Source organism: Bacillus cereus group sp. BfR-BA-01330, assembly GCF_022663885.1.
Classification (GTDB): domain Bacteria; phylum Bacillota; class Bacilli; order Bacillales; family Bacillaceae_G; genus Bacillus_A; species Bacillus_A cereus.
Genome location: NZ_JAKUGK010000001.1, coordinates 137,428 through 163,279, shown reverse-complemented (window position 1 = coordinate 163,279; position 25,852 = coordinate 137,428). Strand labels below are relative to the sequence as shown.

Sequence of the window (25,852 nt, the reverse complement as noted above, 5' to 3'; positions counted from 1 at the left end):
TAATAAAGCGGCTGTTTTCTTTATGCATATTTTTTCTTGTAACGTATAATATAATGAAAAAGAAAGGTGGGTACATATGGACGACAAAGAAAAAAAGCAATCATTCGATGAAGAATTTGCCCCTGAAATTTCACCTGGATATCGGCAAGATGTACATAAGCCACCTAAATATAAAAACACTTCGTTTTTAATGGGCATTACCATTTTCGCTGCTGTATTACTCATACTTATCATTTTCGTTTATTTTTGATGAAAGGTGGCCTATTATATGAAGAAACAAGATTCCAATCGTTCAAAAAGAACTGTTAAAACACAAAAAGGATATGCAGGAGATTCTGTTCATACTCTTAAACAAGTCGAGCAAGGGAATTTATATATTGCTCAAAAAGAACTTGGTCAACAAAATGAAAATCTTTAAAGGCCCTTTATTCCTTGAGGGCCTTTTTATTCCGCATTAAGTAGTACACCCCCAAATGATCTATTGAGCAATGAATTTCCTTTATTGTACGCGCTGCTTTTGTTCTAGCACCATAAATCTATTATTAACCTTTACAATTTTCACTTCATAATTCAATTTCATTTCGCCTCTCTTACTCTTATCATTTTCAGTACCCGCAACGTACGCTACAGCTTGATAAAGAAAACTCTCATTGGTCTCTTCACGTATCTCCTCGCTTGTAAATTTATACTCTAAATCTCGAAAACGATTTGGATAATAATTTCCCATTAATTGTTCATACCCTCTATTTAAAAATAGTTCTTCACCTTTTCGTTTCACATCTTCTTTATTATTAAACTCAAACACTGATAGTTGTTCAGTCACAAAATGCTCTCCTACCTTTTTCATTTCATTATGAGTTAAATTTTCTATACTTTTGTTCTTTAATTCCTTATTTAACTCGTACTGATCAATCGGTTTAAAGGTAGCAAAAACCTCCTCTTTATATGACCAAAACAATACAAAAGCGATACATAGAGAAATGATTAACAGTCTTTTTTTCGTAATACTCCCGCCCTTCTTCATAATAATAGATATATTTTAACATATAGAAAGAAAATTCTGATATCATAAAATAGAATAACTTAACTCAGAAACGAGGAACAATTATGGACTCTTACAAACATTATATAAAAGAAGCTTTGCCTAATCTTTCTATACATTCATATAAACAAAATGAAGAAGGATGGGATAATGTAGCAGTTATAGTAAATGATGAGCTACTGTTTCGTTTCCCGCGAAAACAGGAATATGCGATGCGAATTCCGTTAGAAAAAGAACTATGCGCAATTCTCACTCAATCACTACAAGAAATCGAAGTTCCACAATATCACCTAATTTATAAAAATGAATCTGATGAGGTTCCTCTTTGTAGTTACTATACTCTCATTCATGGTGAACCATTAAAAACAGAAACAGTTGCCACGCTGGAGGATACAGAGCTGAAAGCAATTATTACACAATTAGCTACTTTCCTTGCGGTACTACATAGTATTCCTTTACACCAAGTTACAACGCTATGTTTCCCTATTGAAAAAACATGTACCTACTGGAAAGAGCTACAAACAAAATTAAACCAATATCTCACTACTAGCCTTACTTCATTACAGAAACTAGCCTTAAATCGCTTATTTGAAAATTTCTTTGCATGTTTAGCTACATCCACTTTTCAAAACACAATCATTCACGCTGATTTTACTCATCATCACATTTTATTTAACAAGCATAACAAAAGCATTTCAGGTGTTATCGATTTTGGTGATGCGCAAATTGGCGATCCTGCTTTTGATTTTGCAGGACTATATTATGATTTCGGAGATGAGTTTACTACATCTGTATATGAACAGTACAGTACACTTATTTCTCATCATGATCCATTACTCATTTATCGTATTACTACCTTTTATCAATACAGTCCTTTACTACATAATATTATTTATAACTTTGAGTCAGAGAATGAACTCGAATTCATTACAGGCACAGAACAGCTAAAAACGATATTACAGGGATGAGATTACATTCTCTCCCTATATACTCTCTCCTCATACATCATTAACTTTTTATCCATTTCAACAATAACTTTATACAATTGAAACGCCTGTAAAATTTGCAGTTGAATTTCAAAAGGAGCATTTTGTTCTTTTAACCATTGAAATACTTTTGTTTCATCTTTCATTGATTATTCCTCCCTTTATTCTGCTATTTGTGGGTAGCCCGATTAATGAGGGCTGATAATCAGTGGGTGATTGACAAAACCCCCACTGATTAAAGTTTCACTTTATTAAAATCTGCTACAAATATACCGTAAATGATGAAAAGCTTTTCATGTCAATAACAAAAAAGGATGCAAAGTTGCATCCTTTAATGAACTATATTTTTCTTCTGTTTCGCTTCTGTCTTTACTTCTTCCCCTTGGCATTCACTACGAAACGCACAACTTATACACTCAGAACGAAAATGACGCTCTGTATAATGCTCAGGTTGCTCTAACATTTCTTTCATTCTAGATAAATCAGCCATTCCAGTTATAATATCTTCCTGTTTCGGAATGTACTCATACTTAGTTCCTTCTATTAAATTAATAACTTCAATTTTTCCTGGAAGAACTCCGAAAGCTTTATAACTGAATACTGTCATTAGCTTCTGACAAAGAGCAAGCATTTCCTCATCTGCATCGACAACATACTTTTTAATTACAAACGACTCAGCACTCCACTCACCAACTTCAAATGTCAATGACATGTGGACACCTAACTCTTCCATATATGTTTGAAACTTCTCGTATAAAAACAATGGTGGTGTCTGACTATCATCCTTTTCAACGAACTGTAATAAGTGATCCGTTAGCTTCGCTAATACAATATAGTACTCCGTCTTCGAAGCAAACATATTAATCCTTACTTTTTTCCAATACTTTTCTATTAATATTAAAAGTACAATTTTCGTTTGTTGACCCGCAGGTAGCGTGTAATACTCGTTAATAATTTGATTGACAATCATTTGTGCTATTTGTTGCCATTCAAATGAAGAAGGTTCTCTTCTTTTTATGTGACGAAAATAAAATTTATGCGGACAACGCATAAAATCATACAAATGATAATCTGTCATCGTTTTGATTGAGATTTTCTCATGCACTTGCTCTTCATCTCCCTTCTGCCATTAAGAAAGGTGTTTTACAAATTCAGCTCCAAACTGTAAACATTTTTCTACATCTTCATCTTCTGGCGTTAATTCTACTTTTAGTCCTTCTAACACAACTGCTGCCCCGCACTCTTGTAGCTTTTCTATTAAAATGTCAACTGCCACTCCGTATTTCGGATAAGCCGAATCACATGATCCGAATACTGCCGCTTTTTTCCCAGTTAAATCAATAGAATCCATTGCATCATAAAAATCTAAGAAATCATCAGGAAGATCGCCATCTCCCCAAGTGTATGCACCTAAAATAATTCCATCATACTGTTCTAATATAGAAGCTTCTGGTGAATCCATAATATCAATAACTTCAATTTCATTTTCTGTTTCACGAATTACGCCGGCAATATGGTCAGCCATTTCCTCTGTATTTCCACTCATACTTGCAAAAATCATTACTAACTTACTCAACTGAACCTCTCCCTTTACTTTGTATCTCTTTTTCTGTTTGAATGCTCTTCTTCTCATCTACATATTCAGACCGAATTACATTTCTTTGCCATTCCATATGCTGATCAACATCTTTATTTTTATCTTTTAATCCCCTCCGCAGAAGGTGAAAATTCTTTCTCATTAACATGTCGCATCCATCCTATTGATAATAATTATCAATTTCAACTATTTTTAGATTAATTGATATTGATAATCAATGTCAATAACTATTTTTAAAAAAATGATTAAAATGTACAAGCTTGTCCGTTAGCTATTCATATACTATGAATGAGCATAGTTCTTTCTCAGCCCTCTCTGACGGAAAGAAATAAAAGCAACTGCAATAGAGTGCAGTTGCCTTTTTTTGTTTTTCTATGATTTTAGTAATCTTATAGTCGTCTCTAAAAATAGCTCCACTCCACAAATTAATGCTGATTCATCCAAGTCAAATTTCGGATGATGATGTGGATAACAAGTATATATATTTTCATTACCTGTTCCTAATTTAATGAAACAACCAGGTGCTTTTCTTAAATATGCTGAAAAATCTTCTCCACCCATAGAAGGTTCAAGCTTCACAACACGCTCATTCCCAAACAAATGTAGTGCACTTTCTTCTACTATTTTCGTAATATATTCATCATTAATAACCGGATCATATCCATATCGATACGTATATGTATACGATCCTCCATGTGCTTCTGTAATTCCTTTCACAATTTTCTCGATTTTCCCTTCTGCTTCCACCCTCAATGCTTGATTAAATGAACGAACAGTTCCCATTAAAGTTGCTGTACTAGGAATAATATTGTCAGCCGTTCCCCCATGAAATTGTGTAACTGAAACAACCCTTTGCATAAAAGCACTTGTATTTCTTGATACGATATGTTGTAGATTTGTAATAATCTGTGCTCCGATAGCAATAGGATCTATCGTTTCTTCTGGTCGCGCCGCATGTCCTCCTTTGCCTTGAATCTCAACTGTAAATACGTCTGGAGCTGCCATCATCGGTCCATATGCAATTCCTATCTTTCCACTCTCAAGTCCTGACATAACATGTAAACCTATTACATAATCAACACCGTCCATTACACCTGCCTCAACCATTTCTTGTCCCCCGCCTGGATACACCTCTTCTGCGTGCTGAAAGAATAGACGAATCTCACCTGCAAAATCTTCCTTTATATTTGATAACACCTCTGCTGTGCTTAATAAAATAGCTGCGTGAGCATCGTGCCCACATGCATGCATCATTCCTTTATTCACAGATGTATAAGATTTACTTGTCTCCTCTTGAATTGGCAAAGCGTCTATATCAGCTCGAATCGCAATTACTTTCCCTTGCTTCACACCTCTTTTAATTGCTAGTACACTATATTTCGTCGGTCTCGTTACTTCAAAAGAAGAAAATGAGCATAATGTATCATATATAAATTGCGAAGTTTCTTTTTCATGAAATGATAATTCCGGATACTTATGGAAATGCCTTCTCCATTTCACGATATTTTCTTCCGAAATTAGATTCTTCCACACTCTATTCATGATAATTTCCTCCTTTTCAAAAGAACTAGAAATTTAAAAGTTTACTCCGTCTTAAATGATTAATAAAAACAAACACTGTATTTTTACGTATTCTTATAGTCCACTTTTATGTATTCACACAATCCACTTTCTATTTACATGTCAAACCCATTACAAATTCATGCTGAATGTAATATAATTGCTAAGTTAGGGATTTTCTTTTTTAGTATTTAGTGCTAATATCAGAAAAGAGCCTTTTGACTTATTTTTACCTAAAATGTGGGATTTTGTTTTTTTCACAATAATGTAGGACATGATACCTACAAAGAGCTATTATTTCATTAAGAGAGGGAAAGACATGGAAAGATTAAAAGAGATATGGTCTCGACCACTCACACAATGGGTTGCAAAGACGGTTTATTATCTTGCAATTTTATTTGCATTACTTTGGTTGTATGGATTCCATGATACAAACACAAGTACATTTATTTACAATGAATTCTAGGGTGGGAACGTTATGAAGTTATTAGAACAAATTGAAAAGTGGGCTGCAGAAACGCCTGATCAAACCGCTTTTGTTTGGCGAGATGCGAAAATTACGTACAAACAATTAAAGGAAGATTCTGATGCGTTAGCACATTGGATTTCTTCTGAGTATCCAGACGATCGTTCACCAATTATGGTGTATGGCCATATGCAACCTGAAATGATTATTAACTTTTTAGGATGTGTAAAAGCTGGACATGCTTACATTCCTGTAGATTTATCTATCCCAGCTGATCGTGTACAACGTATTGCTGAAAATTCTGGTGCGAAATTACTTTTATCGGCAACAGCAGTAACTGTAACTGATTTACCAGTTCGCATCGTAAGTGAAGACAACTTAAAAGATATTTTCTTTACTCATAAAGGGAACACTCCAAATCCTGAACATGCGGTAAAAGGTGATGAGAATTTCTACATTATTTACACATCAGGAAGCACAGGTAATCCGAAAGGGGTTCAGATTACTTATAACTGCCTTGTTAGCTTTACAAAATGGGCTGTAGAAGATTTCAACTTACAAACAGGGCAAGTATTCTTAAACCAAGCACCTTTCTCATTCGATTTATCTGTAATGGATATTTACCCATCATTAGTAACAGGTGGTACACTTTGGGCAATCGATAAAGATATGATTGCGCGTCCAAAAGACTTGTTTGCTTCTTTAGAGCAATCGGATATTCAAGTATGGACTTCCACACCTTCTTTCGCTGAAATGTGTTTAATGGAAGCATCTTTCTCTGAGAGTATGCTACCGAACATGAAAACATTCTTATTCTGCGGCGAAGTGTTACCAAATGAAGTGGCTAGAAAATTAATTGAGCGTTTCCCTAAAGCAACAATTATGAATACGTATGGTCCAACAGAAGCTACTGTCGCTGTAACAGGTATTCACGTTACAGAAGAAGTGCTTGATCAATACAAATCACTTCCAGTTGGCTATTGTAAATCAGACTGTCGCCTTCTTATTATGAAAGAAGATGGCACGATCGCACCTGATGGTGAAAAAGGTGAAATCGTAATTGTCGGTCCAAGCGTAAGCGTTGGATATTTAGGAAGCCCTGAATTAACAGAAAAAGCATTTACTATGATTGACGGTGAGCGCGCCTATAAAACAGGCGATGCTGGCTATGTTGAAAATGGTCTTCTATTCTATAATGGTCGTCTTGATTTCCAAATTAAGCTGCATGGTTATCGAATGGAATTAGAAGAAATTGAGCATCACCTTCGTGCGTGTTCTTACGTAGAAGGAGCAGTTATCGTTCCAATTAAAAAAGGTGAGAAATACGATTATTTATTAGCGGTTGTTGTTCCTGGAGAACATTCATTTGAAAAAGAATTCAAATTAACATCTGCAATCAAAAAAGAACTCAATGAGCGATTACCAAACTACATGATTCCACGTAAATTCATGTATCAATCTTCTATTCCAATGACACCAAATGGAAAGGTAGATCGCAAAAAATTATTGAGTGAGGTTACAGCATGACCGCATATGGATCATTTTATTTTTTCGCTATAGTGGGCATTTTATTAATACCTACTATCATAGCTGGATTAAAAGGTAAAATGTTGCGCAAATATAATGCCGTTTTAACATTAGTCATGATTGCTATTATCTTCTCAGATAAACCAAAGCAAGCAATGATGCTAGCTGCATTTATTATTTGGCAATATGTCCTTATTAAAGGCTATTTAATTTTAAGAAAACAAAATAATAGTACATTCACATTTTGCATAGCTGTTATTTTATCGATTTTGCCTCTTATTTTGGCAAAAATCGCGCCGTTTGCATCGTTTTTACCTGAGTTAAAACTTGTTGTTTTCCTAGGTATATCTTACGTAACATTCAGAGCAGTTCAAATGGTATTTGAAGTTCGTGATGGTTTAATTAAAGAGCTTTCTTTCTTTAACTTCTGGGAATTCGTTTTATTCTTCCCTGCGATTTCAACAGGACCTATCGATCGTTACCGAAGATTCCAAAAAGATATTCAAAAGCCACCTAGCGCTGAAGAATATCAAAATTTACTATATACAGGACTAAATCGTATTTTCCAAGGTTTCTTGTATAAATTTATTATTGCTTACTTAATAAAGCAATATTGTATGGATCCAGCATTCGCTCAACACGATACAATATTTTCAAATATGATTTACATGTATAGCTATAGCTTATATCTATTCTTTGATTTTGCTGGTTATAGCTCTTTTGTAATTGGTGTAAGTTATATGATGGGAATTAAAACGCCAGAAAACTTCAATAAGCCATTCCTTAGTCGTAATATTAAAGACTTCTGGAACCGCTGGCACATGAGTTTATCATTCTGGTTCCGTGATTTTATTTACATGCGTTTCGTCTTTTTTGCAACGAAGAAAAAGTTAATTAAGAACCGTTACACTATTTCGTATATCGGGGCATTTTTAAACTTCTTCATTATGGGAATTTGGCACATCCAAGGAAGCGCTGTTGCGCAGTATGTTATTTATGGTCTATACCATGCCGCACTGTTTATTTTATTCGATATTTTTGAACGAAAAAACAAGAAGCATAAGTTTTGGCCAAACAATAAATTTACACACATCCTTGCGATTGTAATTACGTTCCACGTTGTATGTTTCGGTTTCCTAATCTTCTCTGGACACCTTAACAGATACTTTTAATGCACCCTTCTTATTCCATTAAGAAGTTGCACATATAATAATTTCGGATATAAAGGAGATTTTAAAAATGGCAGAATTCAAAGAGCAAGTATTAGATATTTTAGAAGAAGTATGTGAAAACGATATTGTGAAAGAAAACTTAGATGTTCAATTATTTGAAGAAGGTATCCTTGATTCTTTCGCTGTAGTATCTTTATTAGTTGAATTCCAAGAGCGTTTAGATATTGAAGTTTCTATTTCTGATTTTGACCGTGACGAGTGGGCTACACCAAACATGGTTATTAAAAAGTTGGAAGAAATCCGATGAACAAAGCAAAATTTGGTCCGATGCTTTTAGCATTGGCCCTTTTTGCTGTATTCTTACTTATTCCAACGCGCTTCCTACTTCCACTTTTAAGTGATGAAAAAGTAGAACAAGCTGCTACTTCTTTAAAAGAAGAAAAAATTCAAAGTATGATTTTACAGCAAAAGATGTTAGCAGATCCAAAATATCTTCCGATGTACGGTTCATCGGAATTCGCACGTATGGATGCTTTCCATCCATCTAATTATTTTAAAGTAAAGCCTGAAGGATTTACGCCATTCCTTCTTGGACGCGGCGGAACACAAGACCTTGTACATGTATTAAACTTCGCATCTACAATGGATCAATTGAAAGATAAGAAAATGGTATTCGTTCTTTCTCCGCAATGGTTTGTACCACAAGGTATTGACGAAACGCACTTTGCACCTAACTTTTCAAAACAACAAGGTTACCACTTCATTTTCAACAATGATTTAAAACCTGAAATGAAAAAACAAATTGCAAAGCGTTTATTAAACTTTGAGATTGTAAAAAAAGAAACTTTATTAAAAATTTCGCTTGAAGGTATCGCTTATGATGATACGAAGTATAAAGTAAAAGCACTTGCTGCTAAACCTTTCGCTTATATTTACCGTAACATTTTAGATCGTAAAGATTTATTTACAGCTATGTTTAATATTAAACCGCACAAAGAGAAGCTCGATCCTTCATTAAAACAAATGAACTGGGAAGATGCTCGTAAACATGCGGATCAAACAGGTGCAGCAGAATCTGGATCTAATGAATATGGTATCGAAGATGGTTACTTCAATAGCAAAATTAAGAAAAAATTAAAGCAACGTGAAGGTTACTTAAAAAATGATGCTTATGACCAATCGCCAGAATATGAAGATTTACAAATTGTACTTGATTTATTAAAACAATCTGGTGCAAAACCACTCTTCATTTCTGTTCCTGTCAAAGGTCCTTGGTACGACTACGCTGGCTTCCCGAAAGAACGCCGCGAAGCATACTATAAGAAAGTTCATGAGCAAATTGAAAAAGCTGGTTATCCAATTGCCGACTTCTCAAATCATGAATACGATAAATACTTCTTAAAAGATCATATGCACTTAGGTTGGAAAGGCTGGGTTTACATCGACGAAGCCATCCAACAATTTTATAAAGCAAACTAACGAAAAGACCGCTTGAATTACTCAAGTGGTCTTTTTGTATATATTTTGTAATTGCTCGATTGCATTCGCCGCTTCTTTCATAACTCGCTCCACTACATGCTGAGCTGATTCGATTCGTGCCAATGATGCTGCCTGTCCTGCCCAAAGTGACATATATTCTTCCTTATTTTGCTTCGCTGCCTCTTGGCGTATTTTAGAAGTTAATACGTTTTGCACTGGATATACCGGAAGCCCTTCTTCTTTTCCTTCATGTCTCTCTATAAATTCATTCCGAATACCGCGTGCATATTTCCCGGAAAACGCACGAGTTACAGTTGTGCTCGTATCTGTACTATGTAAAACCGCTTCTTTATACACATCGTGCGTAATACTCTCTTCACTTGTTAAAAAGGCTGATCCCATTTGAACACCTTCTGCTCCTAGTGCCAATGCCGCAACAAGCCCTTGTCCGTTCATTACACCACCTGCTGCGACAATTGGGATATGCGGAATAACCCCTACTAACTGAGGTATTAACGCAAACGTACCAATCATAGCATCTCGTTCTTTCCCAATAAACGTTCCTCTATGCCCTCCTGCTTCGCTACCTTGCCCAATAATAATATCTACTCCTAGCTCAGCAAGTACTTTCGCTTCCTTCACATGGGTAGCTGTTCCGATAACTTTTATTCCACTTCTTTTTAAATCATTTATTTCTTCTTTTTCTAACGTTTGAAATGCAAAGCTAACGACCGGTACTTTTTCATCTAATAGCACTTGTAATTGTTCCTTATAGCTTTTTGGAAGCTTTAACGTTCCTTCTACTTCTATACCTAATTCTCTATTCACTCCGCTTAGTAATACTTTCGCCTCATTTACCTTCTCTTCTTCTATTTCTATCTCTTTCGTTACAAGTAAATTAACACCGAAAGGCTTATCTGTTAGTTCTCTTATTCTATAAATCGCTTCACGAATTTGTTCTGGGCTCATATAGCCGGCTCCAAGCGTCCCTAATCCTCCACTATTACTTACTGCTGCAACAAGTTCTGGCGTCGTAATCGCGCCTGCCATACCGGCTTGAACAACGGGGTACTCAATTTTTAATATGTCTGTTACTCGACTTGTAAACATCATTTTCCCTCCTATTTCCTTTATATCTTCTTTATTTGATAAGCTTTCCCCTGCTTTTGCAAGGGTTGCACTTCATATGAAGCGAATATATTGAAAGAGAAGGAGGCTGAGCTTAATGATTTATCCAAATGCATTAAAACAAGGTGATACAGTAATGATTATTGCACCATCTGGTCCACCTACAATCGAAAATGTATTAAAAGGTGTGAATGTATTACAAGAGATGGGGTTATCCGTAATAATCGGGAAGAGTGTTTACGAGAAATATGGATTTTTAGCCGGAAGTGATCAAGTTCGGCTTGACGATATACATGAAGCATTTATAAATAATGAAGTGAAGGCAATTTTTTGTGCACGAGGTGGTTATGGAAGTGCTCGTCTTCTTCCTCACATTCAATATGAAGTTATTAGGCAGAATCCAAAAATCTTTTGGGGATATAGCGATATTACAGCTTTACATACTGCTGTTTCACGTTATGCAAAGCTTATAACATTTCATGGTCCGATGATTGAAGAACTAGGAAAAGGCATTGATTCCCTATCTTTATCCTCTTTTAATCAGCTATTCCATCCGTATTCAACCATTTTATCTGCATCAGAATGTATCGTACCTAGCTCTCACAGTACAGTTACAGGTACGTTAGTTGGAGGAAATTTAGCTGTTTTAACAAGTATAATTGGCTCGCCCTACGAGATAATTACGAACAATACACTTTTATTACTTGAAGACATTGGTGAAGAACCGTACCGCATTGACCGTATGTTAAATCAGCTACTTTTATCTGGAAAGTTTAATGAATGCAGGGGCGTTATTTTCACAAGTTGTCACGACTGCACTCCTTCAAAGCCCTCTCAATCATTGCAAACAATATTATATGAATATTTCGCGCCATATCATATACCTGTCCTATTCGATTTACCAATTGGACATATAAGTCCAAACATCGGTATTCCACTTGGAGCTACAGCAACAATAAACACGAATAATAAAACAGTCTCTATTTCTTCTGGTATAGCCACTCCATATTCAAATTAAAAAGGAAAAGCGATTACGCTTTTCCTTTTACTTATAATAATTAAAAATTCGTCCAGATGCGATATCTGCAATTTCTTCTGGAATAAATGTTTTACTTATATCAGTGCCAACATTTAATACAGCTGTAGCATCTTTCTCAATGCTACCAAATAACTCTTTCCCACGTATCGTAATAAGGGGCGTTCCTTCTGGCAACACATCTTTTACAAATTCCATTTGTGTAAAGAACGGAACGATCCATCTACCTTCTCCTTGGAAATGACGCAAACGAAGTATTCCTTCTGTTGCCCCGTCCTCTGCTTCTAGTGAACCAGCAACATAAAACTCAGTAGATAAGAGCAATTCATAAAATTCCTTTTGCTTCTGTTTATCATCCCCTGCTACAACAAGTACCTCTTCTAATTTCTTTACTGAAATTTGCTCCATATGATGCCACCCCTATTTTCAAAATGATTGTACTTAGATTATACGAAATATTCTTATTTTTTTCTACATAATTCGCAATTATTTTCTTAAAATAATTTTAATACTTCTTTTGTCGTCACAATCGTAGCAAACTCTTCATGTAAATTTACAAGTGTCATATTGTGAATATCTTCTGCACTATACTCTTTACCATCTAAACCTATACGGTTAAAAGTAGCCGTTGCATCACTCACTAAATATGTTGTAAATCCTAAATTCCCTGCCATTCGTGTCGTAGTTTCCACGCAATGATTTGTCGTTAATCCTACAACCACTACTGCATTACATTTGTTCTTTCTTAATTGCTCTTCTAAATTTGTCCCAATGAACGCGCTGTTAACGAATTTCTGAATAACCACTTCACCAAGTAGTGGTTGCACTTCTTCTTTAAAGTTTACCGTTTCCGCTCTCTCATAAAACATTGACTGAGCATTTTCTTTATTTACATGTTGAATATGAAAAACTGGTCGTTTCCTTTTTCTCCATTCTTCTAACAAAATTCTCATGTTTTCTTCAGCAAAAATATTATTTCTCTCGCCCCAATCTGGTAATTGAAATGCCTTTTGTACATCGATTATGATAAGTGCTATTTGATTTGTCATCATTTCCCCCTTAATTTGGCTGTAATTGAAATAGAAAACCAAGTTGTTGTGACGCAGTAATAAAGCAAACATAGGCGCAAAGCTCTACAATTTCTTTTTCTGTCCAATATTGTTTTAAAGCGTGAAACATAGTATCATCTATTGCTTTTCGGTCATGAACAAATGTATGCGCAAAAGTAACGGCTACACCAATCTCCTCTGCCTTTTGCACATCATCAGGTCTTCCCTTTGCCATACAGTACGGACATTCATTCCCATACGCTAATGTTCTTCTCACTTGCTCCTTCAACTCTGCTGAAAGAGTTCCTTTATTGTACAGTGTATCTTCTAACGTACTCCACGAGTGTAATATATCCGAATTATGCCCTAATAACTTTTGAAACTTTGTATCTCCTACATTTGATAATGAAATTCTCTCCATCATTTCCCCTCCTATTTCCTTCTGTTTTATTGTAAAATAAATAACGTTCACTTTACATTTCATATGAATCTTAATTTATATTTTTCCTTTACAAAAATCATTATTTTACTGGAGGTATATTTACAAATGCAACTAGACCGTGTTGATCGAAAAATTTTAAATGAATTATATAATGATAGTCGCCTTTCTATGCGTGAATTGGCGAAACGAGTAAACTTATCTGCTCCGTCTACTGCAGAACGTGTTCGTAAACTTGAAAGTGAAGGCGTTATTCAAAAATATACAATCGATATCGACTATAAAAAAGCAGGACTAGTTTTAGATTGTATTTTAGAAATCACTTTAAAAAATGGTGATACAACACGTATGCAACAGTTTATTCAGTCTTATCCATCTGCAAGTTTTTGTTACCGAGTAACAGGAAGCTTATGCTACATTGTAAAAATTTCTGTTCCTTCACTCGTTGAACTTGAAGAATTTATCAATGATGTTTCTTCATATGCAACGACAGTTTCTCATATCGTATTATCAGAAGTATCTCTTACTCCTGATATTGAACATATCTTCCCAGAAGATTAATTTATTTTTATTCATAAATTATAAAAAAACCCCTTACAATAAGAATAAAAATAATATATTATGTATTAAAATACATAATATTCGAGAAAGGGGCTTTACATTGAAAATCTGGTTTTATGAAAAAACGGCACAATTAGATGACTTGCTTGGTATTTGGGACAATGTTCCGACCATCCCGCGAATTGGTGAAAAAGTGGAGATTTTAAAGACAGTCCGCACTGTTACAGATATTAAATATGTCAAGAACGGTAATAATTTTCGTGTAGAAATTATTACAAATTAAAAAGTAGCTCCTAAGAGCTACTTTTTAATTATCTATTATGTGCTTTCTTTATAACGATTTTATCTTCTTCTACAGCTACTGTTACATAATCATTTTCTTCTAACCGAAGCTTATTTACAGCCTCATCTGGTAACTCTATGGCCATCAATCTATCGGTTACGATCACTTGACTATACACTTCATTTTCTTGTGATGAATTCACTACTTTTTGCTCATTTATAAAACGTACTGGTGGCACGCCAACTTCTTTTACTGTACGCCATTGTTTCCAAACATATGGAATTAACCATAGTAATCCAACAACTGTAAGACCGATACCAATCCATAAATTACTTTGCGCTTGTAATTCAGTAATTGAGATTGTACCACTTTCTTCTCCACCGAAAAATTGCATACTTGTTGCAATCAAATTATTTAGAGCGTGCACAGCTATATTCGTCCATATATTTTTTGTCTTTATGTATAAAAGACACATAACGACACCAAACATGAACGCACCAATAACATCAAAATGTCCTAGGCCAAAAATAATTGAAGATATAATTACAGCTTTTTTAATTCCCCATTTATGAGCCATTCGCTGTAAGAAAAATCCCCTAAAAATAACCTCTTCCATAATAGGTGCTAACACACATGCTGAAATGAAAGTAAATATCGTCATATATACGTTACTCGTATTAATAACATTTCCGTCTTCTAGCATAGTAACTAAGAAATTCGGTAACGTATGTGCTAATATGTAAAATTGAATATGAGATATGCCAACTGAAAAAATCATCCCCATTATCGTTGCTAATACAATTAATCCCCAAGATAAACGTCCTGGCTTATCAAAAAAACTGTTAAATACAATATTATTTTTATTTGTTTTTACGTATAGCCAAAGTAATGGAAATACAAAAAATACAGTTATTTGTGAAATAACCTCCATCGTATTCTCAGAAACATTTGCTAGACCTAATGGTATCATTATAAGGAACACCCCTATAATCATCCATCCAAAAAAGCTACGTAGCCTTATACGTGAAAATGCATAGTGCATATAGAACACCTCCAAAGATAGTAAAAGTAAATGGTCGGATAACTACATTATAATATGAATATAGTTGAAACTCTTCCTATTTTTCTCAATTACTTTCAAACAACATAGCTCTTAAAATACCATATCGCTGTTCTTCAAGTTGCAATCCAAGTGAAATTTATGTAATAAAAATCCCCGTTTTTACAAGCGGGGATTTCTTTTATTATAATACGTCACGTTTTTGGAATAATGCACTTGATGCTACAAGTAACACAACAAAGTATGCAGCTACAAGTAATAATGAAGTTGTAAACGTAAATTCTGTAAATGTTGGTTCCATTCCACCATTGATTAATTTATTACTATCGTAAGCTCTTAAATCCAAATGGTTGAATACTACAAACTTCGCTACACCTTTTGCAAACATTATTAATACCATATTAATTGCACCTTGTAAGAAGAATAGGAACATCGTAATAATTAATGGTAATACAGATTTTCTAAAGACATTTGCTAGGAAAAATGCAAGTGTTGCAAAAAAGAACGGTGAAAGTAGTTGATATAAAGTGGACTTCATAACGATTCCTAATGTTAATTCTGTTTTACTACCATCCATTACAATACCGCCAATAATCATTGCAATTAGCATACCAGCTAATACGATAAATAACATTGCTAATAACACTGTAATATATTTAGAAAATAAAACTGCAAGTCTTTTTCTTGGACGGATTAACAATTGTTTAATTGTACCTTTTTGGAACTCATCAGTAAGAGTACGGGCAGCAAGTGTAATCCCAAAAATCGTTGTAAATAAAACAATTAAGCCAATCTCTGAGTTTGCATAATCTAAATATGATCCCTTAAACTCATCACCTTTTCCCCACTTCAACATTGCTAAAGTACCTAAAATTTCGAGTGCCGCAATGACACCAATTAAAATATACATACCTTTTTTCGCATGCAACTTTAAAAATTCATTTTGAATTAATTTAAACATTACGCTTTCACTCCCCCAGTAATCGCTAAGAACTCATCCTCTAACGTTTTATTTTGAACAGTAACTCCGTATACAAGCACATCAGCATGAACAAGTTTTTTTACAAGTTGCGGAATGTTGTCTTTTGTTACAGATGCTACAATTACATTCCCTTTTGCTTTACCTTTAATGATTTCATTTGCTTTCTGAACTTTATCTACTTCAAACGCTACAACGACTGCCTCATCATGTTTCACTTTTTCATGTAAGTTGTACTCTTGTACAAACTCACCTTGTTTAATAATAACGACGCGATCACACATTAATTCAATTTCACTCAATAAGTGACTTGATACGATTACAGCAATATTCTCTTCTTTCGCTAAACGTTGTAAATAATCACGAATTTGGCGAATACCAGCTGGATCTAATCCATTTGTCGGTTCATCTAAAATTAAGATTTTCGGCTGATGAAGTAATGCCTGTGCAATTCCTAAACGTTGTTTCATACCAAGTGAATATGTTTTCACCTTTTTATGAATCGCATGCTCTAATTCAACAAGCTTTACAATCTCAGCAATGCGCTCTTTACTAATTGGTGTAATGGCCATGTTCGCAAAATGCTTTAAGTTTTGCATTCCTGTCATATAATCATATAGTTCAGGATTTTCTACAATCGCTCCAATTTGCTCTAGTGCCTTTTCACGCTCCGAGCGAATACTATGTCCACAAATTGTAATATCGCCCTCTGTCATTGAAATAAGACCTGTCATCATACGGATCGTCGTCGTCTTACCGCTACCGTTCGGTCCAAGGAATCCGTATACTTCTCCTTCACGAACCTCAAATGATAAACCACGAATAATTTCCGTTCCACCAATCTTTTTTCGAACATTCTCTAACTTTACTACTACGTTTCCCAATGGTGATTCCTCCTTTAGACTTCTAGTTTTTTATCTATAATATAAGCAATTACATATATTATTAGAGCACTAACCATTACCATGAAACTTATATTAAAAATGTTAAATCCATTTTCTTGAAACATATTAATAAACAGACTCTTGCTTTCACCATGATATTCTACTCTTCGCAATACTTGGAAAGCTGGAGCTAATTTTCCTAGCAAGGTTGTCGCTAAAGTAATCGCTATATTTATTACTAGGAAAATAATAACGATTAGTATATTTTGCGCCTTTTTCTTTTTCGTAAGTAACTTTACTAGAGTAATTACTAATATGATTTGTAAAACACTAAACAAAAACTCAAATAAATCGCTTATCGTATATATTAAATTATTAATTATGCCTACTTGCATAATCTCTTTTGCTTCTACATATACAGAAGTCGTAGGAAAAGCTAATACATAACTTACGTAGAAAAGAATTCCACATATCCCATACCATATAGCCATTGCGATAAATGAGAAAATAAGCATAGAAATTACATATTGTTTCCCAGATATTGCTGTAAGTCGTAACATTGGATTAGTTAGTAAGCGTGAATATGATTTCATTGTTTGTATAAACATATAAACAATATAAAAGAAAAATATAATCATAATGATTCCAAATATACCCTCTTGTCTACTGATAGCCGCATCACTTTTTCTTACAATCATTTGTGAAAATAACACAGCTTCAATTAGCACAAAGAATAAAAAAGTAACAATATATCTTTTCTTATTTACATTCCATAAATAGGAAAGTACTGAATTCACTTACTAAACACCTCCTTAAACAATTCATGAACTGCTTTTCCTCTCTGAAAACGAATTTCTTCTACATTTTCATATAGAACCATTTCTCCATCTTTTAAAAAGATCACTTCATCAAAAATATTTTCAATTTCATTTATTAAGTGAGTGGAAATTAATATCGTACAATCTTCCCTATAGAACTGTAGAATTAAATCCAATACATGTTCTCTAGAAAGAGGATCAATCCCGCCCAATGGCTCATCCAGTACATATAGCTTCGCTTTTCGAGAAAACGTTAAAATAATCTGCAGCTTCTCAACCATACCTTTTGACAATGCTGTAATTTTTTCTTCTAACGGTATTTTAAATTCTGCAATCGTATCTACCGCTTTTTGAATATCGAAGTCTTTATAAAAATCTCGATAGAAAAATAAAGCGTTTTTTACAGTCATCCAATCATCAAAGATTGGCTTATCGGACATAAATGAAACAATTTCTTTCGTCTGTAACCCTACCTTTTTACCGTCTATTGTAATACTACCTTCAGAAGGGTGTTGCAAGCCTGCAATCATTTTCAATAACGTCGTTTTCCCGCTCCCGTTATCTCCAACAAGCCCAACGATTTTCCCTTCCGTAATCTCTATGTTTAATTCACGGATCACTGCTTTTAATCCGTATCTCTTCCATAAGTTTTCTATTTTCAATAGCTCTGTCATTGGCTCTCCTCCCTCTTATCATGTAATGAAGAACGAAGAATTGTAAGAATTTCTTCTTCTGAAAAACCTAAATTGTCCATTCCATCTATAAAAGAATGAAGTAATTCTTTCGCCATCTCTTTTCGCAGCTCCATAATTTTCTCCCCTTCATTCGTTACATACCGTCCCATTCCTCTACGTGTGACAACAACTCCATCCCGTTCTAGCTCTTGAAATGTACGCTGAATCGTATTTGGATTCACTTGTAATTCACTCGCTAATTCACGGACAGAGGGAATTTTATCACCAGGTAATAAATGTCCTGTTACGATCTCTTTTTTTATGTATTCCATTACCTGAATGTAAATTGGTGTATTTGGAGAAAACTCTATTTTCATTTCTTCCCTCCTTTTGTATCGGTGTACTAGTTAAATAATACACCGATACAAAAAGTTTGTAAATACCCATTTAATTACAAAAAAGTTCTATCCGTTAAACGAATAGAACTTCCCAAATATAAATCGCTATACAAAAATAATAGTGTTATGTAAACAAAATTATAAAGAAAAACTGTCTTATCAATGAATAAGACAGTTTTTCTTTATAATCCTATATTAAAAGTTAAACACGAAGTCATCGTCAGCTAACTTTTCAACGTTCGTTGCTTTTACGTAACCATTTCCTTTTACAGAGAAGAAATCATGGTTTTTCGTATCTGTACGTAAACCATTTAAAACGATTGGGTTAATTTCTTCTTCTTCAAACTTCGGCTCAAGTCCTAAGTTCATAAGCCCTTTATTAGCATTGTAACGAACGAAACGATTTACATCTTCTACAAGACCGATAGAAGTGTAAATTTCTTCTGTATAGGCCATTTCAATTTCATATAGTTCCATTAATAACTCTTGTGTTTCTTTTTGCACTTCTTGTTGCTCTTCTGTAGAAAGTTCTGCGAAGATTTGTTGTGCTAAAATACCGACGAATACGCCGTGAATTGACTCATCACGAATTATCAAGTTGATAATCTCACCACTTGCTGTTAGTTTTCCTTGACCAGCTAAGTAAAGTGGATAGAAGAATCCGCTATAGAATAAGTAACTTTCTAAGAACACACTTGCTACCATTGCCATGTATAACTCTTTTTTTGTTACTTCAGGCTTTAATAAACGACGATAGTAACTAGTAATAATACCAGCTTTTTTCTCAAGTAACGGATGATTGTCTACCCAGTCAAAAATATCATCAATCTCTTCTTCTGTAGCTAATGTTGTGAAAATGTGACTATAACTTTTCGCATGTACTTCTTCCATAGCTCCCATGAAAGCTAATACACTTTTCGCTTGTAAATTTTCAAGATGAACCAGTACAAGTGGCATTCCTTCGCCACCTTGTTTCGTATCTAAAAGTGTTAAACCACCTAATACACGCTTATAAGCAATTTGCTCTTCTTTCGATAATTGCACCCAAGTATTTTTGTCAGACGAAACCGCAATTTCTTCTTCTGTCCAAAACTGAGCGATGTTTTGCTTCCAAAACATTAAACTAAAATCATCTTCTTTTTTGTTCCAGTTTACCGCACGCATTAAATCGCCCCTTCTCTAAATATGATAACTAAGCATGAGCAGGGTTCAGAAAACCCTGCTCATCATGTCTCACTTTTTATATTAAACGGTACAAGCCACACACTCTTCCACGCTTAATTTACGTGTTCTCGTATAATACAGACTCTTTAAGCCTTTTTTATGTGCATAGATGTAGTAACGTGCTAATTCACGTGTTGAAATATCACTATTAACGTAAAGAATTGTACTAATTCCTTGGTCAATATGTTCTTGAATTTCTGCGATTAAATCAATTAATTTAAACTGATTCATATCGTAAGAAGATTTATAGTACCAGAACGTATCTTTTGATAAATACGGCATTGGATAATATGTTGTCGCATTCGCATATGTTCTTGATTCGATTTGACTTACGATCGGCATTACGCTTGAAGTTGCATTTTGAACGTAACTGATTGATTGTGTTGGAGCAATGGCAAGACGATATGAGTTGTATAAACCATTCTTCTGCACTTGCTCTTTTAAACTTGTCCAATCTTCTTTTGTTGGAATATGAATTCCTTCAAATAGTTGCTGAACTTTTTCAGTTACTGGGCTGTAATCTGTCGTTTCATACTTTTCGAAGTATGTGCCATTCGCATAATCAGATTTATCGAAGTCCTTAAATGTCTCGCCTTTTTCTGTAGCGATTTCCATACTTTTCTCAATAGAGTAGTAATTTAACATCATAAAGAATGTACGAGCGAATTCTTTCGCTTCTGCACTTTCATAAGCGATTTTATTTTTTGCTAAATATCCGTGTAAGTTCATTGCTCCAAGTCCAACTGAATGAAGCTCGTCATTTGCTTTTTTCACAGTTGGTGCATTCGGAATAATCGTCATATCAGAAACAGCTGTTAAAGCTTCCATTCCCGCATGAACTGCTTCACGAATTTCTTTATTTTCCATTACGTTTACGATATTTAACGATCCTAAGTTACAGTTAATATCACGACGGATAATGTCATCTGTACCGTAATCATTTATTTCTGAAGTTTCTTGAAGCTGGAAGATTTCTGTACATAAGTTCGACATCTTCACAGTTCCAATATCCTTCAATGGATGTTGATTATTTGCATTTGATTTAAACATTAAGTATGGGTAACCAGACTCAAGCTGAATCATAGCGATTTTAATAAGCATATCACGTGCACTAATATCTAGTGGCTTCTTCTTCACTTTCGGATTGCTCATTAATTCATCGTACATTTCATCAATGTCAATATCATCTAAATGCTTGCCATATTCTTTATAAACCGTATAAGGCGCGAAAACATGGAAAGGTTCGTTTTTCTCAGCAAGCTCAAAGAACTTACTTGGAACGATAATTCCGATTGATAGAGACTGAATACGGCTCTTCTCATCGGCATTTATTTTTTTTGTATCAAGGAATTCAATAATATCCCAATGGAAAATGTTTAAATATACTGCACCGGCACCTTTTCGTTGGCCAAGCTGATTCGCATATGAAAACGAATCTTCAAGCAATTTCATAACAGGTACTACGCCACTTGCAGCGTTGTCGATACCTTTAATTTGCTCACCGCGTGCGCGTAGCTTAGATAAGTTTAAAGCTACTCCCCCGCCGATTTTCGATAATTGCATCGCAGTATTAATGTTAAAGCCGATCGAATTTAAGCTATCGTCCATCTCTAACAAGAAACAAGACACCATTTCTCCTCTTCTGCTTCTTCCCGCATTTAAAAAGGTTGGTGTCGCTGGTTGGTAGTTTTGTTTTACAATCATGCTTGCGAATTGTCTTGCCTTCGAAACATCACCGCGTCCTAAGTATAATGAAACAATTGCTACACGATCTTCATAGCTTTCTAAGTATTGTTTTTGATCATTCGTTTTTAACGCATAATCTTTGTAGAACTTAGATGCTGCCATATAAGATTGGAACTCGAAGTTTTCACCATAAGCGATGTTATATACTTCCTCTACTTCCTCCAAGCTATACTCGTCCAGAACGTTGTAATAGTAATCATGTTCTTTCATATACTCCATTCGCTCTGCCACGCTATTAAAAGGAACGGTATTCTCTCTAGCTTCTTCCATAAAGACTTCTAATGCCTCTTTATCTTTATGAAGCTGATAAAAACCGTCCTGCATTTGCGTGATTTCATTATTCAGTTCAATGTGTCGCAATCTCCCGCACCCTTTCCTTAAAATATTCTACATCGTTATTTGTTCCAGATAACTCAAATTTTGATACAATAGGCACTTCATATTTAGTAGAAATCTTGTCAGCACTTGCACCGAACATGTCTCCCCAGTTACGATTGCCGCTTGCAGATACGCCTTTTAATTTTTCATTATTGCGCTCTAAAAAGTCTAAAACACGTTCTGGTACATTGCCAAAACCTGTTGTATACGTAATAAGAATAAAGTCTTCATCTATTACTAGATCTTCATCAATTTGAACGGCCGGCATATTTAATTTGTGAATGAAACGCTTCACGTTTCCTGTCATAGAATCATATGCAACTAACATTTCCGACCCTCCCTCTCAAATCTATATTCTCTATATGTTGTTCTTGATTTCTCTATATATTGTATTACGTTTCAAAATAAGACACAAGATATATGTATAAATTCTTTCTTTTTTTAACTTTTACTTTTCGACATGATAGCCGTTTTTTTTCAATACAATGACTATGAAACAACATTCTAAAACTCATGTCAATAAAGTGCTTTTCAAAAAAGTTGTCAACGAATTTAACCTTATTTTTAAAAAAGTTAACAATATATTTTGTCATAAAACGGTAGATGCTGAAGAAATATATTTCTCCAGCATCACGCAAAAAAGAACAGATATGAAACTATAATCTGCTCTAAAAAACGATTACATTTATCAAATTTACCTTATTAAATATATTATACATATACTTTCGTTTCTCGTTACATACTAAAAGATAACTATTATAGAAAAAGATTATTATTATGGAACTTCAATTTATTTATGAAAAGTTTATTCAGAGTGCTCAATGCGCAAAATATCTTTTACAAATATATGATGCGGATTTTCATCTTTATCAATCATTGTACATACCGGAGCCTCTTCATCAAAGTATACAATCATTCCTTCTACGTACTGATATGTATGTCGAACTTGTACAGTTACTTTAATTTCTACTGCTTCTTCATATGCTCTTTTTATTTTCTGAAGCATTTTTGCTGAACATTTTCGTTTCTCTGGATACATAACCATTCCCATAAATCGATTGCCGGCTCTATCTTTCCACATATAATCCCAATGTGGTAAAATGCCTTGTTTAAAATCGCCCATAATTCCCCTCTCCTTTATCTTTTATTTATCCCGCATTAAACGTCCGATTGGTGAAAGGCTACTAATCAGTGAGAGATGCCCTGCTGATCAAAATTCCTCTTTATGAACGTGGCGTTTCTGAATATGTATAAATCACTTGCCCGCCTCGCTGTGCGTTACCAATGAAATGCTTAAAGTCTTCTCTATTTACAACAACTTCTCTGAACGTATAAAATACATCTTTCGTAACAACATACTCCTTTATTTCACCATTTTTTAGCTGATCTAAAATTGTATTTGCTAATTCTTTATCCATGTATTTCACCTCTCTGCAATATTTTATTTTATCGTATATTCTATAGGTCAACAACTGTAAATTTATCCCGCTATTTGCAGGTAGTGCGATTGGTGTTGACTACTAATCAGTCGTGGAATGAACAAAAAATCTTACTGATTAACGTTTCACTTTATCTCGTTGTTATGCCATGATTTTATTTTCGTTATTTCGCAAACAATATCGTTTTACTATATGTCCACTAAATATCATATACTAACATAGCTACTTCTCTATATCAAACATTTCGGCATTCAATTATGCAAAGTTCCATACCACTATGCTACAATATACAAATAGAACTAGGAGGGATACTATGATTCGGAAAGCAAAAAAGACAGATGCAATGGCAATAGCTCCTTTATTGTATAATGCTCTGCATGAAATTGCTGAAAAAATCACAGGTAGCACAGATGAAGCAGAAGTATTACTAGGACTTGAGACATGGTTCTCAAAAGAAAATAACCGTCTGAGCTACGAAAACTGTTTTGTCTATGAACAAGACGAGAGTGCAGTTGGAGTTATTGTCGCTTATCACGGTAGTGAAGCAACACAGCTTGACGCACCAATTGTACATCACTTAAGAGAATTACATAAAGATGAATCAATTACGTTAGAAAAAGAAGCTGAGCTTGATGAGTATTACATTGATACACTATCAGTTTCAAGTGCACACGGCGGAAAAGGTATCGGTTCTAAATTAATTGAAGCTGCCGAAATCTATGCAACTGAAAAAGGGCATGAAAAAATCGCTTTACTTGTTAATTTAGAAAACACACGCGCCTATTCACTATACGAAAAGTTAGGTTATAAAAAAGATGAAATTGTTATGCTAGTAGGCGAACCTTATGCTCATCTCGTAAAACCATTAAACGTCAAAATTTCTGTATCTTAAAAAGAAAGCACATGATTTATATAAATCGTGTGCTTTTATGTTAAATTCGTATTTAATATATTTCCATCCATCGCCTCGTGAAACGTATATGTTGTACATCCCCATGGCTTTCTATGCAAAATAGGCGAACTAGACCATCCCATTGCCCTCAGCTCCGTTCCAATCATCGAATTAAAATAATTATGACCTACAAGAGCAATACTTCCATGTACGAGAGCATAACGATGTAATACGTAAGCTGCTTGCCTTGCCCTCTCTCTTACTTCCTTATAAGATTCAACATTTTTATGGTAACCAAGTATCCATAATGCTCGTCCAATACACATCCATACGTTAAGTTTACACTTCAACCATTTTGGCGCATAAAAGCTCGCCGGAACTGCCGCTTCCCTAAAAAGAGAATTTTGTATAAAAGATAAAGAATCCATTAATTCAGCTGCTGACTGTACAGCACACTTTTGATCACTCGTTACAATCAATTTCGCTACTTCAACCGCTTCTCTTGTTTCCAATGGTATAGGTTGTTTTTCTGTTATAGTATGTAAGTCATATCCTTTTATCCATTCATGAAAGGATGTAACCGTCATTGGTTCTATAGTACAATCTAAGCGACCATGACGAATAAAAGAAATCTTCATTCTTTTCACTCTCCATTCATCACTTATGAACTCTATTATGCACTAGTTCTAAACATCATACCACGCAAGAAAATAAAGTTATATACCTTTACATCTCCCCACCACTATCATGTGTTATCGAAGCATGGATACCATCCATCCCATCAAAATATGTACTCGTATCATATTGACGAATCTTTTTTAAATGCATATAAGAAAATAAAAATAAAATTAAAGCTATAACACTCCCCACAAATTCAAACATCATTTTACCGCCTCTAATTTCTCCCACTTCAGCAGGGTATTCTACTTTTTCATTATACCTCGATATAAAAATTCTCGCATTTTTGCTATTTTTTTCAAAAAACATGGATTTTCTACATATTTTCTTACAAAAAGTGAATATTTTTCGAATTTT

The 25,852-nt window shown here is 34.4% G+C and carries 35 protein-coding genes; 12 read left to right on the top strand and 23 right to left on the bottom strand.

All coding sequences use genetic code 11. The features are described from left to right. The first annotated feature begins 76 nt into the window (after nucleotides 1–76). Together MR112_RS00895 and MR112_RS00890 are read left to right on the top strand one after the other, a co-directional pair. A complete protein-coding gene (locus tag MR112_RS00895; RefSeq protein WP_000341062.1) occupies nucleotides 77–250 on the top strand; it encodes a hypothetical protein in 174 nt (57 codons plus the stop codon). Between the two features lie 18 nt (nucleotides 251–268). After that, a complete protein-coding gene (locus MR112_RS00890) occupies nucleotides 269–418 on the top strand; it encodes a hypothetical protein (RefSeq protein ID WP_000743742.1) in 150 nt (49 codons plus the stop codon). Nucleotides 419–499: 81 nt separating this feature from the next. On the opposite strand, the gene MR112_RS00885 is transcribed toward MR112_RS00890, so the two are convergent. Beyond that, nucleotides 500–1,024, bottom strand: a complete 525-nt coding sequence (locus MR112_RS00885) for a hypothetical protein (protein WP_048538170.1) — start codon at nucleotides 1,022–1,024, stop codon at nucleotides 500–502. A gap of 83 nt (nucleotides 1,025–1,107) precedes the next feature. On the opposite strand from MR112_RS00885, the gene MR112_RS00880 reads away from it, so the two are divergent. Next, the gene (locus MR112_RS00880) at nucleotides 1,108–2,010 is read left to right on the top strand and encodes an aminoglycoside phosphotransferase family protein (protein ID WP_242244723.1); all 903 of its coding nucleotides are present in this window, start codon (nucleotides 1,108–1,110) and stop codon (nucleotides 2,008–2,010) included. Between the two features lie 2 nt (nucleotides 2,011–2,012). Here the strand turns inward: MR112_RS00880 and MR112_RS00875 are convergent, their stop codons facing one another. From MR112_RS00875 to amaA, 5 genes are all read right to left on the bottom strand, one after another. Further along, nucleotides 2,013–2,174: a hypothetical protein gene (locus MR112_RS00875; protein WP_000651086.1), complete on the bottom strand. Its 162-nt coding sequence runs from the start codon at nucleotides 2,172–2,174 to the stop codon at nucleotides 2,013–2,015. Nucleotides 2,175–2,359: 185 nt separating this feature from the next. Further along, nucleotides 2,360–3,133, bottom strand: a complete 774-nt coding sequence (locus MR112_RS00870) for a hypothetical protein (protein ID WP_000544574.1) — start codon at nucleotides 3,131–3,133, stop codon at nucleotides 2,360–2,362. A gap of 24 nt (nucleotides 3,134–3,157) precedes the next feature. Then, complete coding sequence (locus tag MR112_RS00865; RefSeq protein ID WP_078186386.1) at nucleotides 3,158–3,604, bottom strand: flavodoxin; 447 nt, start codon at nucleotides 3,602–3,604, stop codon at nucleotides 3,158–3,160. Further along, entirely contained in the window at nucleotides 3,597–3,773 is a 177-nt protein-coding gene (locus MR112_RS00860; RefSeq protein ID WP_000929023.1) for a hypothetical protein, read from the bottom strand. The genes MR112_RS00865 and MR112_RS00860 overlap by 8 nt, the downstream gene beginning before the upstream one ends. A gap of 224 nt (nucleotides 3,774–3,997) precedes the next feature. After that, on the bottom strand, nucleotides 3,998–5,167 hold the full coding sequence (gene amaA, locus MR112_RS00855) for an N-acyl-aliphatic-L-amino acid amidohydrolase (protein ID WP_001082783.1): 1,170 nt from the start codon (nucleotides 5,165–5,167) through the stop codon (nucleotides 3,998–4,000). Nucleotides 5,168–5,504: 337 nt separating this feature from the next. Here amaA and MR112_RS00850 point away from each other — a divergent pair, with 337 nt between their 5' ends. The 5 genes from MR112_RS00850 to dltD all read left to right on the top strand — a co-directional run bounded on the left by MR112_RS00850 (nucleotide 5,505) and on the right by dltD (nucleotide 9,829). Continuing rightward, a complete protein-coding gene (locus tag MR112_RS00850; RefSeq protein ID WP_000440293.1) occupies nucleotides 5,505–5,651 on the top strand; it encodes a teichoic acid D-Ala incorporation-associated protein DltX in 147 nt (48 codons plus the stop codon). Between the two features lie 12 nt (nucleotides 5,652–5,663). After that, the gene (dltA, locus tag MR112_RS00845) at nucleotides 5,664–7,178 is read left to right on the top strand and encodes a D-alanine--poly(phosphoribitol) ligase subunit DltA (RefSeq protein WP_000770505.1); all 1,515 of its coding nucleotides are present in this window, start codon (nucleotides 5,664–5,666) and stop codon (nucleotides 7,176–7,178) included. Further along, a complete protein-coding gene (gene dltB / locus MR112_RS00840) occupies nucleotides 7,175–8,350 on the top strand; it encodes a D-alanyl-lipoteichoic acid biosynthesis protein DltB (protein WP_000127933.1) in 1,176 nt (391 codons plus the stop codon). Before dltA ends, dltB begins: the two co-directional genes overlap by 4 nt. Before the next feature lie 67 nt (nucleotides 8,351–8,417). Next, a complete protein-coding gene (gene dltC, locus MR112_RS00835; protein WP_000807310.1) occupies nucleotides 8,418–8,657 on the top strand; it encodes a D-alanine--poly(phosphoribitol) ligase subunit DltC in 240 nt (79 codons plus the stop codon). Continuing rightward, the gene (gene dltD / locus MR112_RS00830; RefSeq protein WP_078186385.1) at nucleotides 8,654–9,829 is read left to right on the top strand and encodes a D-alanyl-lipoteichoic acid biosynthesis protein DltD; all 1,176 of its coding nucleotides are present in this window, start codon (nucleotides 8,654–8,656) and stop codon (nucleotides 9,827–9,829) included. The genes dltC and dltD overlap by 4 nt, the downstream gene beginning before the upstream one ends. A gap of 21 nt (nucleotides 9,830–9,850) precedes the next feature. Here the strand turns inward: dltD and MR112_RS00825 are convergent, their stop codons facing one another. Continuing rightward, complete coding sequence (locus MR112_RS00825) at nucleotides 9,851–10,939, bottom strand: NAD(P)H-dependent flavin oxidoreductase (RefSeq protein ID WP_000495279.1); 1,089 nt, start codon at nucleotides 10,937–10,939, stop codon at nucleotides 9,851–9,853. Between the two features lie 115 nt (nucleotides 10,940–11,054). Between MR112_RS00825 and MR112_RS00820 the strand changes: the two genes are divergently transcribed. Further along, the gene (locus MR112_RS00820; RefSeq protein ID WP_242244722.1) at nucleotides 11,055–11,975 is read left to right on the top strand and encodes a S66 peptidase family protein; all 921 of its coding nucleotides are present in this window, start codon (nucleotides 11,055–11,057) and stop codon (nucleotides 11,973–11,975) included. Nucleotides 11,976–12,002: 27 nt separating this feature from the next. Here the strand turns inward: MR112_RS00820 and MR112_RS00815 are convergent, their stop codons facing one another. From MR112_RS00815 to MR112_RS00805, 3 genes are all read right to left on the bottom strand, one after another. Then, nucleotides 12,003–12,401: an SseB family protein gene (locus tag MR112_RS00815; protein WP_000435265.1), complete on the bottom strand. Its 399-nt coding sequence runs from the start codon at nucleotides 12,399–12,401 to the stop codon at nucleotides 12,003–12,005. 86 nt (nucleotides 12,402–12,487) lie between these two features. Continuing rightward, nucleotides 12,488–13,042, bottom strand: coding sequence for a cysteine hydrolase family protein (locus MR112_RS00810; protein WP_000184436.1), 555 nt, complete (start codon nucleotides 13,040–13,042; stop codon nucleotides 12,488–12,490). A 10-nt stretch (nucleotides 13,043–13,052) separates the two neighbouring features. After that, on the bottom strand, nucleotides 13,053–13,463 hold the full coding sequence (locus MR112_RS00805) for a carboxymuconolactone decarboxylase family protein (protein ID WP_000439756.1): 411 nt from the start codon (nucleotides 13,461–13,463) through the stop codon (nucleotides 13,053–13,055). A gap of 126 nt (nucleotides 13,464–13,589) precedes the next feature. On the opposite strand from MR112_RS00805, the gene MR112_RS00800 reads away from it, so the two are divergent. Beyond that, nucleotides 13,590–14,042, top strand: coding sequence for an Lrp/AsnC family transcriptional regulator (locus tag MR112_RS00800; RefSeq protein ID WP_001175498.1), 453 nt, complete (start codon nucleotides 13,590–13,592; stop codon nucleotides 14,040–14,042). Nucleotides 14,043–14,142: 100 nt separating this feature from the next. Then, entirely contained in the window at nucleotides 14,143–14,325 is a 183-nt protein-coding gene (locus MR112_RS00795) for a DUF3913 family protein (RefSeq protein ID WP_000707107.1), read from the top strand. A 28-nt stretch (nucleotides 14,326–14,353) separates the two neighbouring features. On the opposite strand, the gene MR112_RS00790 is transcribed toward MR112_RS00795, so the two are convergent. The 11 genes from MR112_RS00790 to MR112_RS00740 all read right to left on the bottom strand — a co-directional run bounded on the left by MR112_RS00790 (nucleotide 14,354) and on the right by MR112_RS00740 (nucleotide 23,904). Further along, a complete protein-coding gene (locus MR112_RS00790) occupies nucleotides 14,354–15,367 on the bottom strand; it encodes a CPBP family intramembrane glutamic endopeptidase (RefSeq protein ID WP_000558807.1) in 1,014 nt (337 codons plus the stop codon). Nucleotides 15,368–15,569: 202 nt separating this feature from the next. Next, nucleotides 15,570–16,346 carry an ABC transporter permease gene (locus MR112_RS00785; protein ID WP_000475427.1) on the bottom strand — a complete coding sequence of 259 codons (777 nt, stop codon included), beginning with the start codon at nucleotides 16,344–16,346 and terminating at the stop codon, nucleotides 15,570–15,572. After that, a complete protein-coding gene (locus MR112_RS00780; protein ID WP_000528791.1) occupies nucleotides 16,346–17,248 on the bottom strand; it encodes an ABC transporter ATP-binding protein in 903 nt (300 codons plus the stop codon). The genes MR112_RS00785 and MR112_RS00780 overlap by 1 nt, the downstream gene beginning before the upstream one ends. Before the next feature lie 14 nt (nucleotides 17,249–17,262). Then, nucleotides 17,263–18,045: a hypothetical protein gene (locus MR112_RS00775; protein WP_048538168.1), complete on the bottom strand. Its 783-nt coding sequence runs from the start codon at nucleotides 18,043–18,045 to the stop codon at nucleotides 17,263–17,265. Then, entirely contained in the window at nucleotides 18,042–18,740 is a 699-nt protein-coding gene (locus MR112_RS00770) for an ABC transporter ATP-binding protein (protein ID WP_000137745.1), read from the bottom strand. Before MR112_RS00770 ends, MR112_RS00775 begins: the two co-directional genes overlap by 4 nt. Continuing rightward, the gene (locus MR112_RS00765) at nucleotides 18,737–19,117 is read right to left on the bottom strand and encodes a GntR family transcriptional regulator (protein ID WP_000687512.1); all 381 of its coding nucleotides are present in this window, start codon (nucleotides 19,115–19,117) and stop codon (nucleotides 18,737–18,739) included. The genes MR112_RS00770 and MR112_RS00765 overlap by 4 nt, the downstream gene beginning before the upstream one ends. 216 nt (nucleotides 19,118–19,333) lie before the next feature. Next, on the bottom strand, nucleotides 19,334–20,302 hold the full coding sequence (gene nrdF / locus MR112_RS00760) for a class 1b ribonucleoside-diphosphate reductase subunit beta (protein ID WP_226369064.1): 969 nt from the start codon (nucleotides 20,300–20,302) through the stop codon (nucleotides 19,334–19,336). An 81-nt stretch (nucleotides 20,303–20,383) separates the two neighbouring features. Then, nucleotides 20,384–22,468: a class 1b ribonucleoside-diphosphate reductase subunit alpha gene (gene nrdE, locus MR112_RS00755; protein ID WP_001215839.1), complete on the bottom strand. Its 2,085-nt coding sequence runs from the start codon at nucleotides 22,466–22,468 to the stop codon at nucleotides 20,384–20,386. Further along, nucleotides 22,455–22,814, bottom strand: a complete 360-nt coding sequence (gene nrdI, locus MR112_RS00750) for a class Ib ribonucleoside-diphosphate reductase assembly flavoprotein NrdI (protein WP_000959447.1) — start codon at nucleotides 22,812–22,814, stop codon at nucleotides 22,455–22,457. Before nrdI ends, nrdE begins: the two co-directional genes overlap by 14 nt. 477 nt (nucleotides 22,815–23,291) lie before the next feature. After that, nucleotides 23,292–23,609 (bottom strand): hypothetical protein, encoded by a 318-nt coding sequence (locus MR112_RS00745; RefSeq protein ID WP_000502205.1) that lies wholly within the window; start codon nucleotides 23,607–23,609, stop codon nucleotides 23,292–23,294. Nucleotides 23,610–23,709: 100 nt separating this feature from the next. Beyond that, nucleotides 23,710–23,904, bottom strand: coding sequence for a hypothetical protein (locus MR112_RS00740; protein ID WP_000356684.1), 195 nt, complete (start codon nucleotides 23,902–23,904; stop codon nucleotides 23,710–23,712). Between the two features lie 334 nt (nucleotides 23,905–24,238). Between MR112_RS00740 and MR112_RS00735 the strand changes: the two genes are divergently transcribed. After that, nucleotides 24,239–24,817 (top strand): GNAT family N-acetyltransferase, encoded by a 579-nt coding sequence (locus MR112_RS00735; protein ID WP_000619542.1) that lies wholly within the window; start codon nucleotides 24,239–24,241, stop codon nucleotides 24,815–24,817. A gap of 35 nt (nucleotides 24,818–24,852) precedes the next feature. On the opposite strand, the gene MR112_RS00730 is transcribed toward MR112_RS00735, so the two are convergent. Continuing rightward, the gene (locus MR112_RS00730) at nucleotides 24,853–25,455 is read right to left on the bottom strand and encodes a histidine phosphatase family protein (RefSeq protein WP_242244721.1); all 603 of its coding nucleotides are present in this window, start codon (nucleotides 25,453–25,455) and stop codon (nucleotides 24,853–24,855) included. Nucleotides 25,456–25,543: 88 nt separating this feature from the next. Further along, nucleotides 25,544–25,804 (bottom strand): hypothetical protein, encoded by a 261-nt coding sequence (locus tag MR112_RS00725; RefSeq protein WP_000464657.1) that lies wholly within the window; start codon nucleotides 25,802–25,804, stop codon nucleotides 25,544–25,546. Nucleotides 25,805–25,852: the final 48 nt, after the last annotated feature.

What these genes read in the sequence shown, in the direction of transcription:
- MR112_RS00895 (WP_000341062.1), top strand. Translation starts at nt 77, where the DNA reads ATGGACGACAAAGAAAAAAAGCAATCATTCGATGAAGAATTTGCCCCT.
- MR112_RS00890 (WP_000743742.1), top strand. Translation starts at nt 269, where the DNA reads ATGAAGAAACAAGATTCCAATCGTTCAAAAAGAACTGTTAAAACACAA.
- MR112_RS00885 (WP_048538170.1), bottom strand. Translation starts at nt 1,024, where the DNA reads ATGAAGAAGGGCGGGAGTATTACGAAAAAAAGACTGTTAATCATTTCT.
- MR112_RS00880 (WP_242244723.1), top strand. Translation starts at nt 1,108, where the DNA reads ATGGACTCTTACAAACATTATATAAAAGAAGCTTTGCCTAATCTTTCT.
- MR112_RS00875 (WP_000651086.1), bottom strand. Translation starts at nt 2,174, where the DNA reads ATGAAAGATGAAACAAAAGTATTTCAATGGTTAAAAGAACAAAATGCT.
- MR112_RS00860 (WP_000929023.1), bottom strand. Translation starts at nt 3,773, where the DNA reads ATGTTAATGAGAAAGAATTTTCACCTTCTGCGGAGGGGATTAAAAGAT.
- amaA (WP_001082783.1), bottom strand. Translation starts at nt 5,167, where the DNA reads ATGAATAGAGTGTGGAAGAATCTAATTTCGGAAGAAAATATCGTGAAA.
- MR112_RS00850 (WP_000440293.1), top strand. Translation starts at nt 5,505, where the DNA reads ATGGAAAGATTAAAAGAGATATGGTCTCGACCACTCACACAATGGGTT.
- dltA (WP_000770505.1), top strand. Translation starts at nt 5,664, where the DNA reads ATGAAGTTATTAGAACAAATTGAAAAGTGGGCTGCAGAAACGCCTGAT.
- dltB (WP_000127933.1), top strand. Translation starts at nt 7,175, where the DNA reads ATGACCGCATATGGATCATTTTATTTTTTCGCTATAGTGGGCATTTTA.
- dltC (WP_000807310.1), top strand. Translation starts at nt 8,418, where the DNA reads ATGGCAGAATTCAAAGAGCAAGTATTAGATATTTTAGAAGAAGTATGT.
- dltD (WP_078186385.1), top strand. Translation starts at nt 8,654, where the DNA reads ATGAACAAAGCAAAATTTGGTCCGATGCTTTTAGCATTGGCCCTTTTT.
- MR112_RS00825 (WP_000495279.1), bottom strand. Translation starts at nt 10,939, where the DNA reads ATGTTTACAAGTCGAGTAACAGACATATTAAAAATTGAGTACCCCGTT.
- MR112_RS00820 (WP_242244722.1), top strand. Translation starts at nt 11,055, where the DNA reads ATGATTTATCCAAATGCATTAAAACAAGGTGATACAGTAATGATTATT.
- MR112_RS00815 (WP_000435265.1), bottom strand. Translation starts at nt 12,401, where the DNA reads ATGGAGCAAATTTCAGTAAAGAAATTAGAAGAGGTACTTGTTGTAGCA.
- MR112_RS00810 (WP_000184436.1), bottom strand. Translation starts at nt 13,042, where the DNA reads ATGACAAATCAAATAGCACTTATCATAATCGATGTACAAAAGGCATTT.
- MR112_RS00805 (WP_000439756.1), bottom strand. Translation starts at nt 13,463, where the DNA reads ATGGAGAGAATTTCATTATCAAATGTAGGAGATACAAAGTTTCAAAAG.
- MR112_RS00800 (WP_001175498.1), top strand. Translation starts at nt 13,590, where the DNA reads ATGCAACTAGACCGTGTTGATCGAAAAATTTTAAATGAATTATATAAT.
- MR112_RS00790 (WP_000558807.1), bottom strand. Translation starts at nt 15,367, where the DNA reads ATGCACTATGCATTTTCACGTATAAGGCTACGTAGCTTTTTTGGATGG.
- MR112_RS00785 (WP_000475427.1), bottom strand. Translation starts at nt 16,346, where the DNA reads ATGTTTAAATTAATTCAAAATGAATTTTTAAAGTTGCATGCGAAAAAA.
- MR112_RS00770 (WP_000137745.1), bottom strand. Translation starts at nt 18,740, where the DNA reads ATGACAGAGCTATTGAAAATAGAAAACTTATGGAAGAGATACGGATTA.
- MR112_RS00765 (WP_000687512.1), bottom strand. Translation starts at nt 19,117, where the DNA reads ATGAAAATAGAGTTTTCTCCAAATACACCAATTTACATTCAGGTAATG.
- nrdF (WP_226369064.1), bottom strand. Translation starts at nt 20,302, where the DNA reads ATGCGTGCGGTAAACTGGAACAAAAAAGAAGATGATTTTAGTTTAATG.
- nrdI (WP_000959447.1), bottom strand. Translation starts at nt 22,814, where the DNA reads ATGTTAGTTGCATATGATTCTATGACAGGAAACGTGAAGCGTTTCATT.
- MR112_RS00745 (WP_000502205.1), bottom strand. Translation starts at nt 23,609, where the DNA reads ATGGGCGATTTTAAACAAGGCATTTTACCACATTGGGATTATATGTGG.
- MR112_RS00740 (WP_000356684.1), bottom strand. Translation starts at nt 23,904, where the DNA reads ATGGATAAAGAATTAGCAAATACAATTTTAGATCAGCTAAAAAATGGT.
- MR112_RS00735 (WP_000619542.1), top strand. Translation starts at nt 24,239, where the DNA reads ATGATTCGGAAAGCAAAAAAGACAGATGCAATGGCAATAGCTCCTTTA.
- MR112_RS00730 (WP_242244721.1), bottom strand. Translation starts at nt 25,455, where the DNA reads ATGAAGATTTCTTTTATTCGTCATGGTCGCTTAGATTGTACTATAGAA.
- MR112_RS00725 (WP_000464657.1), bottom strand. Translation starts at nt 25,804, where the DNA reads ATGTTTTTTGAAAAAAATAGCAAAAATGCGAGAATTTTTATATCGAGG.